The sequence below is a fragment of the Phaeobacter sp. QD34_24 genome, from assembly GCF_028890115.1.
In the GTDB taxonomy this organism is placed as follows: Bacteria; Pseudomonadota; Alphaproteobacteria; order Rhodobacterales; family Rhodobacteraceae; genus Phycobacter.
Map to the genome: position 1 here is coordinate 19089 of NZ_JARCJD010000019.1, position 15117 is coordinate 34205.

Here is a 15117-nt window from a genome sequence, read left to right on the forward strand (position 1 = left end):
CCGGGCCGTGCCCGACCGCCCCCATGGGCGGGCACTTCGTTTCCGCCCGCGGTCAGGCACCGCCCTTTGCACCAGAAGTGAAGACTGGACATCGGTGGCGCCTGGCGAAATGATCGGACCAAGGACCGCCTGCGCCATGACCAAACAAAACGACAACCCCGCCGATCCGTTCAAGAAAGCCCTGGCCGAAGCGACCAAGGTGATGGCCGACGACGCAGAACTGTCGGTCAGCTATTCGGTTGACCCCGCCGGGTTGTCGGGCGATTCCATGCGCCTGCCGCAGGTGTCGCGCCGGATGACCCGCGAGGAAGTGCTCTTGGCGCGTGGCACGGCGGACGCATTGGCGCTGCGGCACAAGTTCCACGACACTGGCGTGCACGCGAAATACGCGCCGCAGGGCGAGATGGCCCGCGACATCTACGAGGCGATGGAAACCGCCCGCTGCGAGGCAATGGGCGCGCGCCACATGCCCGGCACCGCCTCCAACATCGACGTGAAGATCCGCAATGAGGCAATCCGGCGCGGCTATGACCAGATGAAATCCTCCTCCGAGGCGCCGTTGGCCGCTGCGGCCGGTTACCTGGTGCGCCAGATGGCCACCGGCCGCCCCCTGCCCGAAGGCGCCTCCAACGTGGCCGAGCTGTGGCGCGGCTTCATCGAGGCCGAGGCGGGAGAGACGCTGGAAAACCTCGACGAGAAGATCGCCGACCAGGCGGAATTCGCCCGTTTTGCCCGCCAGATCATCACCGACCTTGGCTATGGCGATCAGCTGGGCGACGACCCCGATCAGCTGGATGACGATCAGGACGACCAGGCCGAGGATAACGCCGAAGAGCAGCCCGACCCCGACAGCACCGGCGAGGATGACTCGGATGACGAGCAGGCCGATGCCGATGCGGAACAGGCCCAGGAACAGCAGCAGGACGAAAGCCAGGCCCAGGTCTCGATGGACGAGATGGCCGAGGATGAGCTGACCGAAGAGACCGAGATGCCCGATGGCGAGGCGCCGCTGGATCCGCCCCCGCCGCCACCCGTTTCCGAGGCCGACCCCGACTACAAGGTGTTCCTCGACACCCATGACGAGGAAATCGCCGCCGAGGATCTGGCGGAACCGGCGGAACTGGAACGCCTGCGTGCCTATCTCGATCAGCAGCTGGAACCGCTGAAAGGCGCCGTATCGCGCCTGGCGAACAAGCTGCAGCGCCGCCTGCAGGCGCAGCAGAACCGCTCCTGGGAGTTCGACCTTGAAGAGGGCATCCTGGATGCAGGCCGCCTGGCGCGGGTTGTCGCCAACCCGACGACCCCCCTGTCGTTCAAGCGCGAGAAGGACACCGAGTTCCGCGACACCGTGGTAACGCTGCTCTTGGACAACTCCGGCTCGATGCGCGGGCGTCCGATCTCGATCGCGGCGATCTGCGCCGATGTTCTGGCGCGCACCCTGGAACGCTGCAACGTGAAGGTGGAAATCCTCGGCTTCACCACCCGCGCCTGGAAGGGCGGTCAGGCGCGCGAGGCCTGGCTGAACGAGGGCCGCCCGCAGCAGCCCGGGCGCCTGAACGACCTGCGCCACATCATCTACAAGGGCGCCGATGCGCCCTGGCGCCGGGTGCGTCCGAACCTTGGCCTGATGATGAAAGAGGGGCTCTTGAAGGAAAACATCGACGGCGAGGCGCTGGAGTGGGCGCACCGTCGGATGGTGAGCCGCCCCGAGGCGCGCAAGATCCTGATGGTGATCTCGGACGGGGCGCCGGTGGATGACTCGACCCTGTCGGTGAACCCGGCGAACTACCTCGAGAAACACCTACGCGACGTGATCGCCATGGTGGAGAAACGCAAGCAGGTGGAGCTTCTGGCCATCGGTATCGGCCATGATGTGACGCGCTACTATGACCGGGCGGTGACCATTACGGATGTGGAGCAGCTGGCCGGCGCGATGACCGAACAGCTGGCCGCACTGTTTGACAGCGACCCGCGCGCCCGCGCCCGTGTGATGGGGATCAAGCGCGCCAGTTGATCCGTGCAGGAAACTCCTGATTCCTGACCCGATGGCGGGGTGCTCCCGCGCCTTTCGGCTGCATCAATAGATGCCGCCAACAGCCTTGGGCATAGCGCGCCTTCGGCGCGGCCATGAATGCGGCCTCCGTATCGCGCCCGCCGCGCCTCTGGCGCGGCGCCCGGCCCAACGGGCAGAAAGGTATCTCCTGATGCCTTGATGCCGGGCGGGAGCCTCCCCTTTCCCATCAAGGACGGCGGGCTTGCCTGGGCGCCCGGGATTTGAAACAACATCGCCAAGGACATCCGCCGCAGCATTGTCTCTTGCGCCAGTTCACGGGCCTGCCGACAGAAGGAGATTTCAGCATGTACCAGTCTTTCGATGTGACGGCTCGCCCGGATCAAGGCCCCCCGCGACTGGCGGCGCTGCGCGGCGAGATGCAACAGGCCGGGCTGGACGGTTTTCTGATCCCCCGCGCCGATGCCCATCAGGGCGAATATGTGGCCGCGCGGGATGAACGGCTGTCCTGGCTGACCGGCTTCACCGGCTCGGCCGGCTTCTGTGCCGTGCTGGGCCAAATCGCTGGTGTTTTCATCGACGGACGCTACCGGACGCAGGTCAAGCATCAGGTCGCCCTGGACGCCTTCACGCCCGTGCCCTGGCCCGAGGTACAGCTGCATGACTGGCTGAAGGAGCAGCTCCCCGATGGGGGGAAGGTCGGGTTTGATCCCTGGCTGCACGCGGCCGGTCAGATCACCACCCTGCGCCACAGGTTGGACGGCACCGGTATCAGCCTAGAGCCCTGCGATAATCTGGTGGACCGCATCTGGGAGGATCAGCCTGCGGCCCCGATGAACCCGGTCACCGCCCACCCCGAGATCTACGCAGGCGAAAGCGCGGCCGATAAATGTGCGCGCCTGGCGGCGGATTTGCGCAATGCGGACCAGGAAGCTGCCCTGATCACCCTGCCAGACAGCATCATGTGGCTGCTGAACATTCGCGGTTCCGACATCCCCCGCAACCCCGTCGCCCATGGGTTTGCCATCCTGCACAACGACGCCCGCGTCGATCTCTTCATGGCAGAGGGCAAGCTGCAGCACCTGTCGGAGCATCTGGGAGACCCGGTGACGGTCCACGCGCCTGAGCGTTTTCTGGAGGCGGTCGCGGCCCTCAATGGCACGGTGGCGGCGGATCCGGACACGCTGCCCCAGATCGTGGCCGACCAACTGGGCGAGCGTCTCAGCCCGACGGGCGATCCTTGTGTTCTGCCAAAGGCCAGAAAGACCAAAGCCGAGATCGAAGGCAGCGCCGCCGCCCATCTGCGTGATGGCGCCGCCGTGGTGGAGCTGCTGGCCTGGCTGGATGCGCAAGACCCTGGCACCGTTACCGAAATCGATGTGGTCAAACAGCTGGAAGAGCTGCGCCGTCGCGACGACCGCCTGCGCGACATCAGCTTCGATACCATCGCGGGCACCGGGGCCAATGGCGCGGTGATCCACTACCGGGTCACGGAGGAGACCGACACGCTCTTGCAGGACGGCGATCTTCTGGTGCTGGACAGCGGCGGGCAATATCTGGACGGCACCACCGACATCACCCGCACCATCGCCATCGGCACGCCCGGAGAGGACGAGCGCGCCGCCTTTACCCGCGTGTTGCAGGGCATGATCGCCATCTCGCGGCTGCGCTGGCCCAAAGGCCTTGCGGGCCGCGATATCGAGGCCATCGGCCGGATGCCCCTGTGGCTGGCCGGGCAGGATTTCAACCACGGTCTGGGTCATGGGGTTGGCGCCTATCTGAGCGTCCACGAGGGGCCGCAACGGCTCAGCCGGGTGTCTTCGGTGCCCTTGCAGGAGGGCATGATCCTGTCGAATGAACCGGGCTACTACCGCGAGGGTGCCTTTGGCATCCGCATCGAGAACCTGATCGTTGCACAGAAGGCCCCCGACCTGCCAGGCGCCGATGCAGAGCGGGAAATGCTGATCTGGCGCACGTTAACCTTTGTGCCTATTGACCGGCGGCTGATTGACGCAGATATGCTATCGGGTGAGGAACGTGATTGGCTGAACGCCTATCATGACGAGGTTACCCGGAAAATCCGCCCTCTGATCAGCCCGGCCGCTCAGGCCTGGCTGGAGGATGCGACGGCGACAATCTGATACCTGATTGTTACAAAGCCCGGGCAAGACATGCGCAGAAATGACGAGATGGGGGACACTATGAGCAATATCCGAATTCGCAATGCAGAAGGAACCTGGGTGGTGCGCTCGGGCGGGGCCGTTCTGGGGGAAACCAGCCGCGCCCTGGAACTGAGCGAAGAGGGATACCCTCCGGTGATCTACTTCCCGCGCGAAGACATCGCCATGGCCTTCCTCGACCCGGGCAGCAAGACAAGCCATTGCCCCCACAAGGGCGATGCCTCCTATTACTCCATCGTCAATAAATCCTCGGTCACCGAAAACGCCGCCTGGAGCTATGAAGCCCCCAACGAGGCGGTGGCGGCGATCAAGGGCTATCTGGCCTTCTACCCCAGCGAGACGGTCAAGATCGAACAGATCTGAGGGGAAAAGCCGACGGGAGGGGCAGTCAACCGGCGCTGACCGGTTCTGTCTGTTCCGTCAAGGCGCCCAAATCAGGCGCGTCGTGATCAGGGTCATCGTGGTCAGGCGCGTGGTGAAGTGGCTGGCCAATTGCGCGTGCTCACCCGCCCCAAGCCTGGCAGAGCTCAGCCCGCAGCAACCAAACAGGCACAGCGAAAGAAAGCGCAGCCCGCGCGCCTTTTTACATAATCAGAGCGTGGTCTACAGAAGAACAGATCGGCTCAGATGCCGTCTTGCCTGTTCCAACCCCTCACCAGAGACAAGATCGTTTGCCTCCTTGGCGCAGTCTATCGCATAGTTGACCAAAGCCTGTAGGGCTGCCTGTTCCTTGTCCTGCTCGCTCAATTTGTTTTGTGCTTCAACCTCTTGCGGGTCGAATTCATAAGTACGCATATTTTCCCTTCCGCACCTAAGTAACCCCCGTTACTGTCTTCCATAGTTCACAAGCGGGTTACTCAAATCAAGCGAAAGAAAAAGATTAATACATGCGTGACGTAGATGCATCGCAGATCAGCGGCAGACTTCTGAGGGTCTTCATCACCGTTTACGATGAGATGTCGGTGAGCAAGGCGGCCGAACGGCTGGAAACCAGCCAGTCCACCGTCAGCCACACTCTGGAGAAACTGCGCAGCATCATCGGGGACAAGCTGTTCCTGCCCTCGGGGCGCGGCATCGTTCCCAGTGCCCGCGCCGAACGGCTGGCCCCCAAGGTCAGGCGCCTCTTGGCCCAGATGGATGCGCTGCTGGACACCGGGGATTACGCGCCGCTGGAGGATCCCGAACCCTTTGTCATCGCAACCAACGGCGGCATCCTGGTGCCGCAGGTGGACAAGATCTGCAACGCCATTTGGCAGGACCTCCCGGCCAAGCGCATGGTGTTTCGCGAATTGGGATCACGCGGCAATGCCGAACACCTGCTGGACAGCGGCGAAGCCGATTTCGTGATCACCCCCCGGCCCGCAAGCTATCCTGCCTCGCTGCGCCATGCCTATCTGTTCTCTGACGCGTTCCGGGTCTTCTACGATCCTCAGATCCGCCGCCCCATCCGCAATGTCCTTGAATACAGCGGCGCCCATCATGCGACCCTGGATTTCGGGGGCACCGCCAAAAGCATTGTCCAATGCGCCCTGGACGACCAGGACCTGTCGCGCACAGTGACTGTCAGCGTTCCCAATGTCTGGGCCCTTGCCGAGGTCATTCGCGGATCCGATATGATTGCCACCCTGCCCGCGATACTGAAGGCTTCTGCCTTTCGTGGACTGGCACATTGCGACCTGCCGCTGAATATCCCTGCTGCGAATTTCGATCTTGTCTGGCACAAGCGGTTTGACGATTCCTCCCGCCTGCACTGGCTCCGCGACAAGCTGATCTCGCTGCTGGCGGAAACCGGTGGCTGACAGCGGCGCGGCTCCGCCGGTCAGCTGTGTTCCTCGGCAGCCGTCGCCACCAGCGCCCGGTTGTAAGCCTTGAGCGCATCCACATGATACAGCGCCCCAAGGAGGCCATCTGCGGCCTGCTCCCCGGCCCCCTGTGAGACGGCAGGCGAACCCTGGGGCACCTGGGCCACCACGGGCAAGAATGGCACATCGGCCCGATCAAACACCGGCAAGGCGGCCTCCAGCGATTGCTCGGGGCGCAGGTACAGGCCCTGTTCGACCAGCGCTTTGCACTCGTCCTGCGCAGCGCCGCGCGGATCGTTGATCGGCCGCATCAGGCCACCGACGCTCAGCAGGGCCATCAGATAGGCCTGAGGCCCGGCAGCGCAATGCAGGTTGCGCTTTTCCAGCTGGGTGAGGAAGAAGGACCGGTCCACCAGCCGCGAGGCCAGCGCGGTGGACAGCGACACGGCCACCATCACCGCCAGACCGATCTGCCAGTCCCCGGTCAGTTCAAACACAATCAGCGTGGTGGAAATCGGCGCCCCCAGAACCGCCGCCGCCACCGCCCCCATGCCGGCAAAGGCATAAAGCGTATGGGTGCCAGAGACCTCGGGCAGGATCGAGGTGGCAATCAGACCAAAGGCAAGCCCTGTCATCGCACCGATCATCAGCGAAGGTGAGAAGACGCCACCGCCCATGCGCCCGCCCATGGTGATGGCGACGGCCGCGGTCTTGACCATGGTGAACAGGATCGCCTGCGACAGTACCAGCCCGCCGGTCAGCGCCAGGACCGTGGTCTCATAGCCGACCCCGATGATATGGGGAAACCAGATCGCAATCCCGCCGAGCATAGCGCCCGAGATCGCTGGCCGCAGCCAGCGTGGGATCGACAGGGCGGATTGCACCTCATTTCCCAGATTGTCGGCCCAGAAGATCGAGCGCATCAAGATCACCGCCACCAGGCCGCAGACCAGGCCCAGCACCAGAAAGGCAGGAAGCTCGACGTAGAACTGCAAGGCGCCGGGCGTGTTCAGGGTGAACTCGGTGACATCGCCATATTCCAGCCGGTTGATCACCGTGCCTGCCACCGCGGCAATCACGATTGGCGCAAAGGCATGCACCGCGAAATGGCGCAGCACCACCTCCAGCGCAAACAATGCGCCTGCAATGGGGGCGTTGAAACTGGCCGAAACCGCTGCCGCCACGGCACAGCCCAGAAGATCGCGCCCGGTGATGCCATCGGCCTTGATCCGGTCGCTGACCCAGCTGGAGATCACCCCCGCCAAATGCACCACCGGCCCCTCGCGCCCGGTCGATCCGCCCGTGGAGAGTGTCAGGAAAGAGGCCATGGCAGAGCCAAGCCCCTCGCGGAGCTCGACGCGACCATTGCGCATCGCCGCCCCCTCGATCACATCAGCGACCGAGCGTACCCGGCCGTCGGGGGTGAAATAGTGCAGGATCAACCCCACGATCAGCCCGCCCACGGTCGGGATCGCCAGCAGCAGATACCACGGCAGGTCCTGAGCAAAGCTATGCAGGTAATCAACATCCTCGGCCCCGTAAACCCAGCCCTGCAAGGCGGTGATCCCCTTGCGGAAAAACAGCGCGGCAAACCCCGCCGCGATGCCGATCAGCAGGGCGATGAGCCAGAACTGAAACTGACTGGGCCCACGGTGCAGCAGAATCCGCCAGATATCACGCAGCCATGCCAGCCCCTGCAGGGCCAGGGCTTTGGGTCCGATCCGGGAGTTAGGTGCCATGGGTCGCCTTCAATTTCCTGCCCCCTAGTAACCAGAACAAAGTTGCCAAACTACAAATCCGGAAGCGCAATCGAGCAACGAAATCCCTATCCGGTGAGCAAGGCACCCGCGGCGGCGCGGGCCTCCTGCGTGATGGTATCGCCCGAGACCATCCGGGCGATTTCATCCACCCGTTCGGCCGCGTTCAGCGGTACGACTTCCGACAGCGTCATGCCGTCCTGGACGCGTTTTTGCACCCGCCAATGATGCGCGCCCTGGGCGGCAACCTGGGGCGAATGGGTGACCACCAAGACCTGACCTCCCGCGGCCAGGGATTTCAGGCGCCGCCCCACCGCATCGGCGGTCGCGCCCCCGACCCCACGGTCGATCTCGTCAAAGATCAGCGTCTTGGCGCTTTCCTCGCCGCGCAGGCAGACCTTCAGCGCCAGGAGGAACCGGCTGAGTTCCCCGCCCGAGGCGATCTTGTTCAACGGCCCCGCCGGGGCACCGGGATTGGTTGCCACGGTAAAGGCCACATCGTCATGGCCCTCGGGACCGGGTTGACCTTCACTGATGCGGGTCTCGAACACCGCGCGCTCCATCTTGAGCGGCGCCAGCTCCGCCATCACCGCCTGGTCCAGCTCGACAGCACGAGCGCGCCGCAGGCCACTCAGCGCGGCCGCCGCATCCTTGTAGAGCTTGTCGGCCCGGGCCAAAGCAGCTTCCTGATCGGCCAGATCCTGATCGCCCGCATCCAGGGCAGCCAGCTTGGCGCGCAGCACATCCGCATGGGCAGCCAGATCATCGGGCAGCACGTCGTGCTTGCGGGCCAGCGCCCGGATGGCGAACAGGCGCTCTTCGCAATCTTCCAGTTCGCCGGGGTTGAACTCCAGCGCCTCCAGCACCCGTTCGACCCCGTCCTGCGCGTCTGCCAGTTCGATCATGGCACGGCTGAGCGCTGCAAGCGGCGCATCAAGACCAGCCTCTTCGGCCCCGTCAACGCCTTCCAGCCAGCGCTGCGCCTCGCCCATGGCAGGATCCGCGCCTTCGCTAAGCAGGGCATGGGCGCGGGCGATATCGCCGCGAATGCGTTCGGCCCCTTGCATCTGGCGGCGGCGCGCGTCAAGCGCCTCATCCTCGCCCGGCTGGGGATCAAGCTTGTCCAGTTCCGCCACGGCGTGGCGCAGGAATTCCTCTTCGGCGCGCACGGCCTGCAGCGCGGCCCGGGTGGCCTCGACCGTCTTGCGTGCCTTGGCAGCTTCGCTCCAGGCGCTGCGGGTGGCCGCCAGCGCCGCCCCTGCCCCGGCAAAAGCATCCAGAAGCGCCCGATGGCCCTTGGGGTTGAGCAGCCCGCGATCATCATGCTGACCGTGAAGTTCCACCAGCGTTTCAGACAGGGCGCGTAGCACATCCCCCGAGCAGCGCCGTTCATTGACCCAGGCGGTCTTGCGCCCCTCAGCGGTGTTGACCCGCCGGAGGATCAGTTCCGATCCGGCAGGCAGTCCTGCCTCTTCGAGGACGCGATGCGCGGGGTGATCCTCGCTCAGATCGAACTCCGCGACCACCTCGCCCTGGGTCGCCCCCTGGCGCACCAGTTCCGCCCGGCCCCGCCAGCCCAGAACAAAGCCAAGCGAATCCAACAGGATCGACTTGCCCGCGCCGGTTTCACCGGTCAGCACATTAAGCCCGGGCTGAAAGTTCAGCTCCAGATGATCGATGATCAGAATGTCGCGAATATCAAGAGCGCGCAGCATCACCTTGCCCCGTGACCAGCGCTGTTACAGCCACTGGCCCTTGATCGACTGACGATAGATCTGGCTGAGCCAGTTGTTGCCCCGATCCCGCAGTTTCAGCCCCTGGCCGGTCAGCAGCTTGTAGCTGTCCTCGTACCATTCGGTCGACTGGTAGTTATGACCCAGGATCGCGCCCGCCGTCTGCGCCTCTTCGGTCAGGCCAAGCGACAGGTAGGCTTCGACCAGCCGGTGCAGGGCTTCGGGCGTGTGGCTGGTGGTCTGAAAATCCTCCACCACGACGCGGAACCGGTTGATCGCCGAGGTATAATGCTTGTGGCGCAGGTAATAGCGACCGATTTCCATTTCCTTGGCGGCCAGGTGATCAAAGGCCAGATCGAATTTCAGGATGGCCGAATTGGCGTATTCGCTATCCGGATACACCTCGATGACCGTGCGCAGCGCCTGCAGCGCCTGGAAGGTCAGCCCCTGATCCCGGCCCACTTCATCGATCTGGTCGTAGTAGCTGAGCGCCAGAAGATACTGCGCATAGGCGGCGTCTTCCTCGGTCGGGTAGAAATCGATGAACCGCTGCGCCGCCGCCCGGCTGTTCTCGTAGTCCTTGGACTGGTGATAGGCAAAGGCCTGCATGATCAGCGCCTGCTTTGCCCATTCGGAATAGGGATAAAGCCGTTCGATCTCGGAGAAATAAAAGGCCGCATCCTTGGACCGGTTGCGCTCCAGCTCGAACTCGCCACGTTCGAAGATCTGATCGGGAGTGTAGCCCTCCAGAGAGCCAGCGCTTTCCGACGCGCCGCCATCGCCGCCACAGCCCGACAATGCAGCCATCAGAAGAACCGCGCCGATCCATTTGGCTCCTGCCCTGATGCCGATCATATTCGCCTCACCTTACCGCATGTGACTCGCGGGTCTCCGCCCCCGGTTATGCCCGGTCTAGCACATTCATTTGACGTGCAAAACGCCTTTAACCCACCTTGATCACCACTTGGCAGAGAATGCGCGCCCGGGTCAAGCCTGCCATCCGGCGGAGCCATGCCGCGCGGCAGGAGATCAGCCGGACGGTGCAGGCAGGAAAAAGGGCGCCGAAGCGCCCCGAGCTGCCGTCCAGCAGGGTAAAGATCAGGCCACGCGGCGGCTGGCGACGGGAATTTCCCCCCAAACCAGGCCCTGACCGGGCAGGCGCGCCACCATGGCCGGGTCACAATCCACCAGACGCACGGCGCCAGGCGTCGCAAAGAGCGCCCGCAACAGAGTGTTGGTCAGAGCATGTCCCGCGCGCTCACCGATATAATGGCCGATCAGCGGCGCACCGGCCAGCGCCAGGTCTCCCAGCGCGTCCAGCATCTTGTGGCGCACCGGCTCGTCCGAATGACGCAGCCCTTCGCCGCTTTCGACCCGATCGCCATCGAACACGACCGCGTTTTCACCCGGCACCCCACCCAGGGCCAGGCCGTTGGCCTGCATGGCCTCAACATCGGCGCGGCGGCAGAAGGTGCGGCTGTCGCACAGCTCGCGGGCAAAGGCACCGTTGCGCAGGTCCAGGGTCTTGCTTTGGCGGCCAATCGCCTTTTCGGCGAAATCGATATGGAATTCGATGACCAGTCGGTCGCTGGGCAGGAGGGTCGCCTTGGCGCCATCCTTTTCGACCGTCACTTCCTTCAAGACCTGCAGCGCCTGCACCGGAGCATTCAGGCGGCGTACGCCATCCCGCATGATACCGCGCACAAACGGGGCCGACGACCCATCGAGGATCGGAACTTCCGGTCCGTCAATCTCGACCAGGGCGTTGTGGACACCACAGCCCGCCAGAGCCGCCATCACATGTTCCACGGTGGAAACAGAGACGCCCGCCGCATTGATCAGACGGGTGCACAGTGCGGTGCGTTCCACATAGTCCCAGCGTGCAGGGATCACACTGTCGCCCAGGGCGATATCAGTACGTTTGAAACGAATGCCATGACCTGCGGCAGCGGGCTTCAGCACCATTCGTGCGGGCTGGCCGGAATGCAGGCCTGCGCCTTCAAATGTCACCGCTGCCTTCAGGGTATTTTGCACGTTGTGCCTCTTCGCTCTGCGTCCAGTCTGCTGGGACTGTCTTTCCGATGATAGGTAAGGAGTCCGGGCGCAAGCCTCAATTCAATCTTTGTAACGGATTGAAACATCGCTGTAACGTTTAGGCAAAACCCTGCCGAAACACCCGTAAACCCTTCTACTAAAATAGAAAAAGGCCGCCCTGAGGCGACCCTTTACTGTCAATATTTCGCGCTATCAGTTGGCTTGACGCCGCAGGAAAGCGGGAATTTCGATGCGTTCCTGGTCCGGGTCCGCCTGCTGTGCGGGCTGCGGCGCAGCCTGCGGTGCCGCGGCATGCTGCGGCGCTTGCGGCTGTTGGCGCACCTGTTGAGGCTTGCTCTCGCCCCCTTCAGCGGCGCTGCCGGTCATCCGGTGGATCAGCGAGTTCAAACCGAAACGGCGCTGTTCCTGTTGCGGGTTCGGCGCCTGTGCGGCGACGGGTCGTTGCGGCTGCTGAGGCGCCTGCTGCTGCTGCGGCTGTGCCTTTTGGGCGGCGGCCTGCAGGCGCATGATCGCCTCGGGCGACGGGGTGCCGGGTGCGGGGGGCTTGGGCGCCACAAAGGCCTCGGCCGCAACATCGGCGGCATCCGCCTGGGGCTGGAACTCGGGCACCTGCGGCTGGTAGGCCGGCGGCGGCAGGCCGTCGTCATCATAGACTTCAGCGGCTGCGGCGGGTTGGGCTGCTTGCTCGGTGGCCGGAGCCGCTTCCAAGCCTTCGAACAGGCTCGGCTCCGGCGCCTCGGTGGTTTCGGCAGACGCGGCGACGGGTTGCTCGACCGGGGCATCCAGCTCCAGCGGCGCGGCGCGGGTCTCTTCGACGCTGACGGTTTTCTTCAGCGGTGCGGCCATGGGTCGGCGCGGCACCGGCATGTCGGTGTTTACCTCGGAAGCATCAATCCCGGTCGCAACCACGGACACCCGCATCTTGCCTTCCATATCGGTGTCGAGCGTAGAGCCGACGATGATATTGGCGTCCGGGTCCACCTCTTCGCGGATCCGGTTGGCAGCTTCGTCCAGTTCGAACAGGGTCAGATCATGCGCACCGGTGATATTGATCAGCACGCCGCGTGCACCGCGCAGGGAGATCTCGTCCAACAGCGGGTTGGCGATCGCCTTTTCGGCGGCCTGGATCGCGCGATCTTCGCCCTCGGCCTCGCCGGTGCCCATCATCGCCTTGCCCATCTCGTCCATCACGGCGCGCACATCGGCAAAGTCGAGGTTGATCAGGCCTGGGCGCACCATCAGATCGGTGACACCCTTCACGCCCTGATAGAGCACATCGTCTGCCATCGAGAAGGCCTCGGTGAAGGTGGTCTTCTCATTGGCGAGGCGGAACAGGTTCTGGTTCGGGATGATGATCAGCGTGTCGACCACCTTCTGCAGCGCCTCGACGCCCTCTTCCGCCTGGCGCATGCGCTTGCCGCCTTCGAACTGGAAGGGCTTGGTGACGACGCCGACGGTCAGCACGCCAAGCTCACGGGCGGCCTGAGCAATGATCGGGGCCGCGCCGGTGCCGGTACCACCGCCCATACCGGCGGTGATGAAGCACATATGCGCGCCCGCGAGGTGATCGACGATCTGTTCGATGCTCTCTTCGGCTGCGGCAGAGCCAACCTGCGGACGGGCGCCCGCGCCCAAGCCCTCGGTGACCTTGATCCCCAGCTGGATACGGCTTTTGGCGGCGCTTTGCTGCAGCGCCTGGGCATCTGTGTTGGCGACGACGAAATCGACCCCCTCCAGCGCCTTTGCGATCATATTGTTGACCGCGTTACCACCGGCACCTCCAACACCAAAGACGGTGATCTTGGGCTTCAACTCTTCCTGTCCGGGCAACGAGAGGTTCAATGTCATGCTCTTTCCGCCTGTGTTTGCAGCCCTCCCGCAAGGGCCTTTTCCTGACTTTTCTGCACAAACAGTACCGCAGCCTCGGAGTCGCGTCATCCCAAAAAGCGAAATCAGCCACAAAATATGGGGTTCCACCCAAAAATATTCGCGGTATTTCGCCGAGGGAGACAGATATAGCGGCCAATGACAGTCGCCATACTATTACCTAAGCAGTCCCGGCCCCTTCTGGTGGCCGGATTAGATCCTCTGGTATCGCGCTGTGGCCACTGCCCGGCCAGCTGTTCCGACGCTTGATGCGTTCGTTAAGAAGAACCTAACGCCTCTTTTCGCCGCTGTCACGGGGGCGAAGGCACTGAACAGATGTTTTTTGCCCTTGAAAGGCCCGAAAACCGATCGAGATCCTACCAGTTGTCCTTGAACCACTTGACCGCACGGCGCAAGGAGCGGGCCGGATAGCGGTCCACCGGCATTTCGAAATCCCACCATTCATCCTGCGGATGCGCCGCAAACAGGCTCAACCCCACCGCCGAGGCAAAGCCTGGCCCGGTGGCCGACTGCGGTAGGCCATGCACCCGCAAGGGACGTCCCAGGCGCACCTGCTGCCCCAGGATCCGGCTGGCCAGCGCATCCAGCCCCATGATCTGGCTGGAGCCACCGGTCAGAACGATCTGCTGGCTTGGCAGGTATTCGAAACCGGCTGCATCCAGGCGCACGCGCACCTCTTCCAGGATTTCCTCGACGCGGGGGCGCATGATGCCGATCAGCTCGGCGCGGCTGACCGTGCGCCGGTCGTGCTCCCAATCGCCGGTATCCCCGCCGATATCGATCATGTCCCGGTCATCGGCTCCCGTGGCGTGGACGCCACCGCAGAAGGTCTTGATCCGCTCGGCATTGGCCATGGGAACGCCCAGCCCCATGGAGATGTCGCTGGTGATGTGGTCGCCGCCCATGCGCACCGCATCGGCATAGATCATGTGTTTCTTCATGAAGACCGAAATGGAGGTCGATCCGCCGCCCATGTCGATACAGGCCGCGCCCAGCTCCTGCTCGTCCTCGACCAGCGCCGCATAGCCCGAGGCGTAGGCCGACGAAGCGATGCCCGCCAGTTCCAGATCGCAACGCTGAATGCAGCGCATCAGGTTTTGCACGGTAGAGGAATCCACCGTCAGCATATGCATGTCCACCGACAGGGTCTGCCCCATCTGGCCGCGCGGATCGGACAGGCCCGAGCGGTTGTCCAGCGCGAAGTTCACCGGTTGTGCATGCACCACCTCGCGCCCAGCGCCATAGTCCGGCACCTCGCAGGCGGCCAGCACCCGGGCCACCTCGTTCTCAGAGACCTCCTGATCCTGCAGTTCCACCGTGGCATCCAGCCCGTAGGACCGGGGGTTGGCCCCGGAAAAACAGGCAATCACGTGATCGACGCGCACGCCCGCCATCTTTTGCGCCGCCTGTACGGCGGTGCGGATTGCCCGTTCGGTTTCCTGCATGGCGGCAATTTCGCCGAATTGCACCCCGCGCGACCGCGTGGTGGCGGCACCGATCACCCGGAACCCCGATTGCCCTGCAAGCGACCCGATCGAGCCGTCCTCGCTCACCCCGCTGGCGCCATCAAAGCGCAGCACCAGGCAGGCGATCTTGGAACTGCCCACATCGAGAATGGCAACAACGCCACGCTGCAAAGCCTGGCGCCGCATCTGCCGCATGGCACGCTGCGATTGATATAGATCCGTCATC

At 63.9% G+C, this 15117-nt stretch carries 11 protein-coding genes; 4 read left to right on the top strand and 7 right to left on the bottom strand.

Annotated elements, in window-relative coordinates:
- Nucleotides 1–136 precede the first annotated feature (136 nt).
- The 3 genes from cobT to PXK07_RS15050 all read left to right on the top strand — a co-directional run bounded on the left by cobT (nucleotide 137) and on the right by PXK07_RS15050 (nucleotide 4554).
- A complete protein-coding gene (gene cobT / locus PXK07_RS15040) occupies nucleotides 137–2014 on the top strand; it encodes a cobaltochelatase subunit CobT (RefSeq protein WP_274849159.1) in 1878 nt (625 codons plus the stop codon).
- A gap of 344 nt (nucleotides 2015–2358) precedes the next feature.
- Nucleotides 2359–4152 (top strand): aminopeptidase P family protein, encoded by a 1794-nt coding sequence (locus PXK07_RS15045; protein WP_274849160.1) that lies wholly within the window; start codon nucleotides 2359–2361, stop codon nucleotides 4150–4152.
- A gap of 60 nt (nucleotides 4153–4212) precedes the next feature.
- On the top strand, nucleotides 4213–4554 hold the full coding sequence (locus PXK07_RS15050) for a DUF427 domain-containing protein (protein WP_274849161.1): 342 nt from the start codon (nucleotides 4213–4215) through the stop codon (nucleotides 4552–4554).
- Between the two features lie 240 nt (nucleotides 4555–4794).
- Here the strand turns inward: PXK07_RS15050 and PXK07_RS15055 are convergent, their stop codons facing one another.
- Complete coding sequence (locus PXK07_RS15055) at nucleotides 4795–4986, bottom strand: hypothetical protein (protein WP_274849162.1); 192 nt, start codon at nucleotides 4984–4986, stop codon at nucleotides 4795–4797.
- A 92-nt stretch (nucleotides 4987–5078) separates the two neighbouring features.
- Here PXK07_RS15055 and PXK07_RS15060 point away from each other — a divergent pair, with 92 nt between their 5' ends.
- Nucleotides 5079–5990 (top strand): LysR family transcriptional regulator, encoded by a 912-nt coding sequence (locus PXK07_RS15060; protein ID WP_274849163.1) that lies wholly within the window; start codon nucleotides 5079–5081, stop codon nucleotides 5988–5990.
- A gap of 20 nt (nucleotides 5991–6010) precedes the next feature.
- Here PXK07_RS15060 and PXK07_RS15065 read toward each other — a convergent pair whose 3' ends face one another.
- The 6 genes from PXK07_RS15065 to ftsA all read right to left on the bottom strand — a co-directional run bounded on the left by PXK07_RS15065 (nucleotide 6011) and on the right by ftsA (nucleotide 15116).
- Complete coding sequence (locus PXK07_RS15065) at nucleotides 6011–7732, bottom strand: chloride channel protein (protein ID WP_274849164.1); 1722 nt, start codon at nucleotides 7730–7732, stop codon at nucleotides 6011–6013.
- Nucleotides 7733–7818: 86 nt separating this feature from the next.
- A complete protein-coding gene (recN, locus tag PXK07_RS15070) occupies nucleotides 7819–9465 on the bottom strand; it encodes a DNA repair protein RecN (RefSeq protein WP_274849165.1) in 1647 nt (548 codons plus the stop codon).
- A 24-nt stretch (nucleotides 9466–9489) separates the two neighbouring features.
- Nucleotides 9490–10338: an outer membrane protein assembly factor BamD gene (locus PXK07_RS15075; RefSeq protein ID WP_274849166.1), complete on the bottom strand. Its 849-nt coding sequence runs from the start codon at nucleotides 10336–10338 to the stop codon at nucleotides 9490–9492.
- 243 nt (nucleotides 10339–10581) lie between these two features.
- The gene (gene lpxC / locus PXK07_RS15080; RefSeq protein ID WP_274849167.1) at nucleotides 10582–11517 is read right to left on the bottom strand and encodes a UDP-3-O-acyl-N-acetylglucosamine deacetylase; all 936 of its coding nucleotides are present in this window, start codon (nucleotides 11515–11517) and stop codon (nucleotides 10582–10584) included.
- Between the two features lie 213 nt (nucleotides 11518–11730).
- Nucleotides 11731–13386, bottom strand: coding sequence for a cell division protein FtsZ (gene ftsZ / locus PXK07_RS15085; RefSeq protein ID WP_274849168.1), 1656 nt, complete (start codon nucleotides 13384–13386; stop codon nucleotides 11731–11733).
- 395 nt (nucleotides 13387–13781) lie between these two features.
- Complete coding sequence (ftsA, locus tag PXK07_RS15090) at nucleotides 13782–15116, bottom strand: cell division protein FtsA (protein ID WP_274849169.1); 1335 nt, start codon at nucleotides 15114–15116, stop codon at nucleotides 13782–13784.
- Nucleotide 15117 lies beyond the last annotated feature (1 nt).

What these genes read in the sequence shown, in the direction of transcription:
- cobT (WP_274849159.1), top strand. Translation starts at nt 137, where the DNA reads ATGACCAAACAAAACGACAACCCCGCCGATCCGTTCAAGAAAGCCCTG.
- PXK07_RS15045 (WP_274849160.1), top strand. Translation starts at nt 2,359, where the DNA reads ATGTACCAGTCTTTCGATGTGACGGCTCGCCCGGATCAAGGCCCCCCG.
- PXK07_RS15050 (WP_274849161.1), top strand. Translation starts at nt 4,213, where the DNA reads ATGAGCAATATCCGAATTCGCAATGCAGAAGGAACCTGGGTGGTGCGC.
- PXK07_RS15055 (WP_274849162.1), bottom strand. Translation starts at nt 4,986, where the DNA reads ATGCGTACTTATGAATTCGACCCGCAAGAGGTTGAAGCACAAAACAAA.
- PXK07_RS15060 (WP_274849163.1), top strand. Translation starts at nt 5,079, where the DNA reads ATGCGTGACGTAGATGCATCGCAGATCAGCGGCAGACTTCTGAGGGTC.
- PXK07_RS15065 (WP_274849164.1), bottom strand. Translation starts at nt 7,732, where the DNA reads ATGGCACCTAACTCCCGGATCGGACCCAAAGCCCTGGCCCTGCAGGGG.
- recN (WP_274849165.1), bottom strand. Translation starts at nt 9,465, where the DNA reads ATGCTGCGCGCTCTTGATATTCGCGACATTCTGATCATCGATCATCTG.
- PXK07_RS15075 (WP_274849166.1), bottom strand. Translation starts at nt 10,338, where the DNA reads ATGATCGGCATCAGGGCAGGAGCCAAATGGATCGGCGCGGTTCTTCTG.
- ftsZ (WP_274849168.1), bottom strand. Translation starts at nt 13,386, where the DNA reads ATGACATTGAACCTCTCGTTGCCCGGACAGGAAGAGTTGAAGCCCAAG.
- ftsA (WP_274849169.1), bottom strand. Translation starts at nt 15,116, where the DNA reads ATGACGGATCTATATCAATCGCAGCGTGCCATGCGGCAGATGCGGCGC.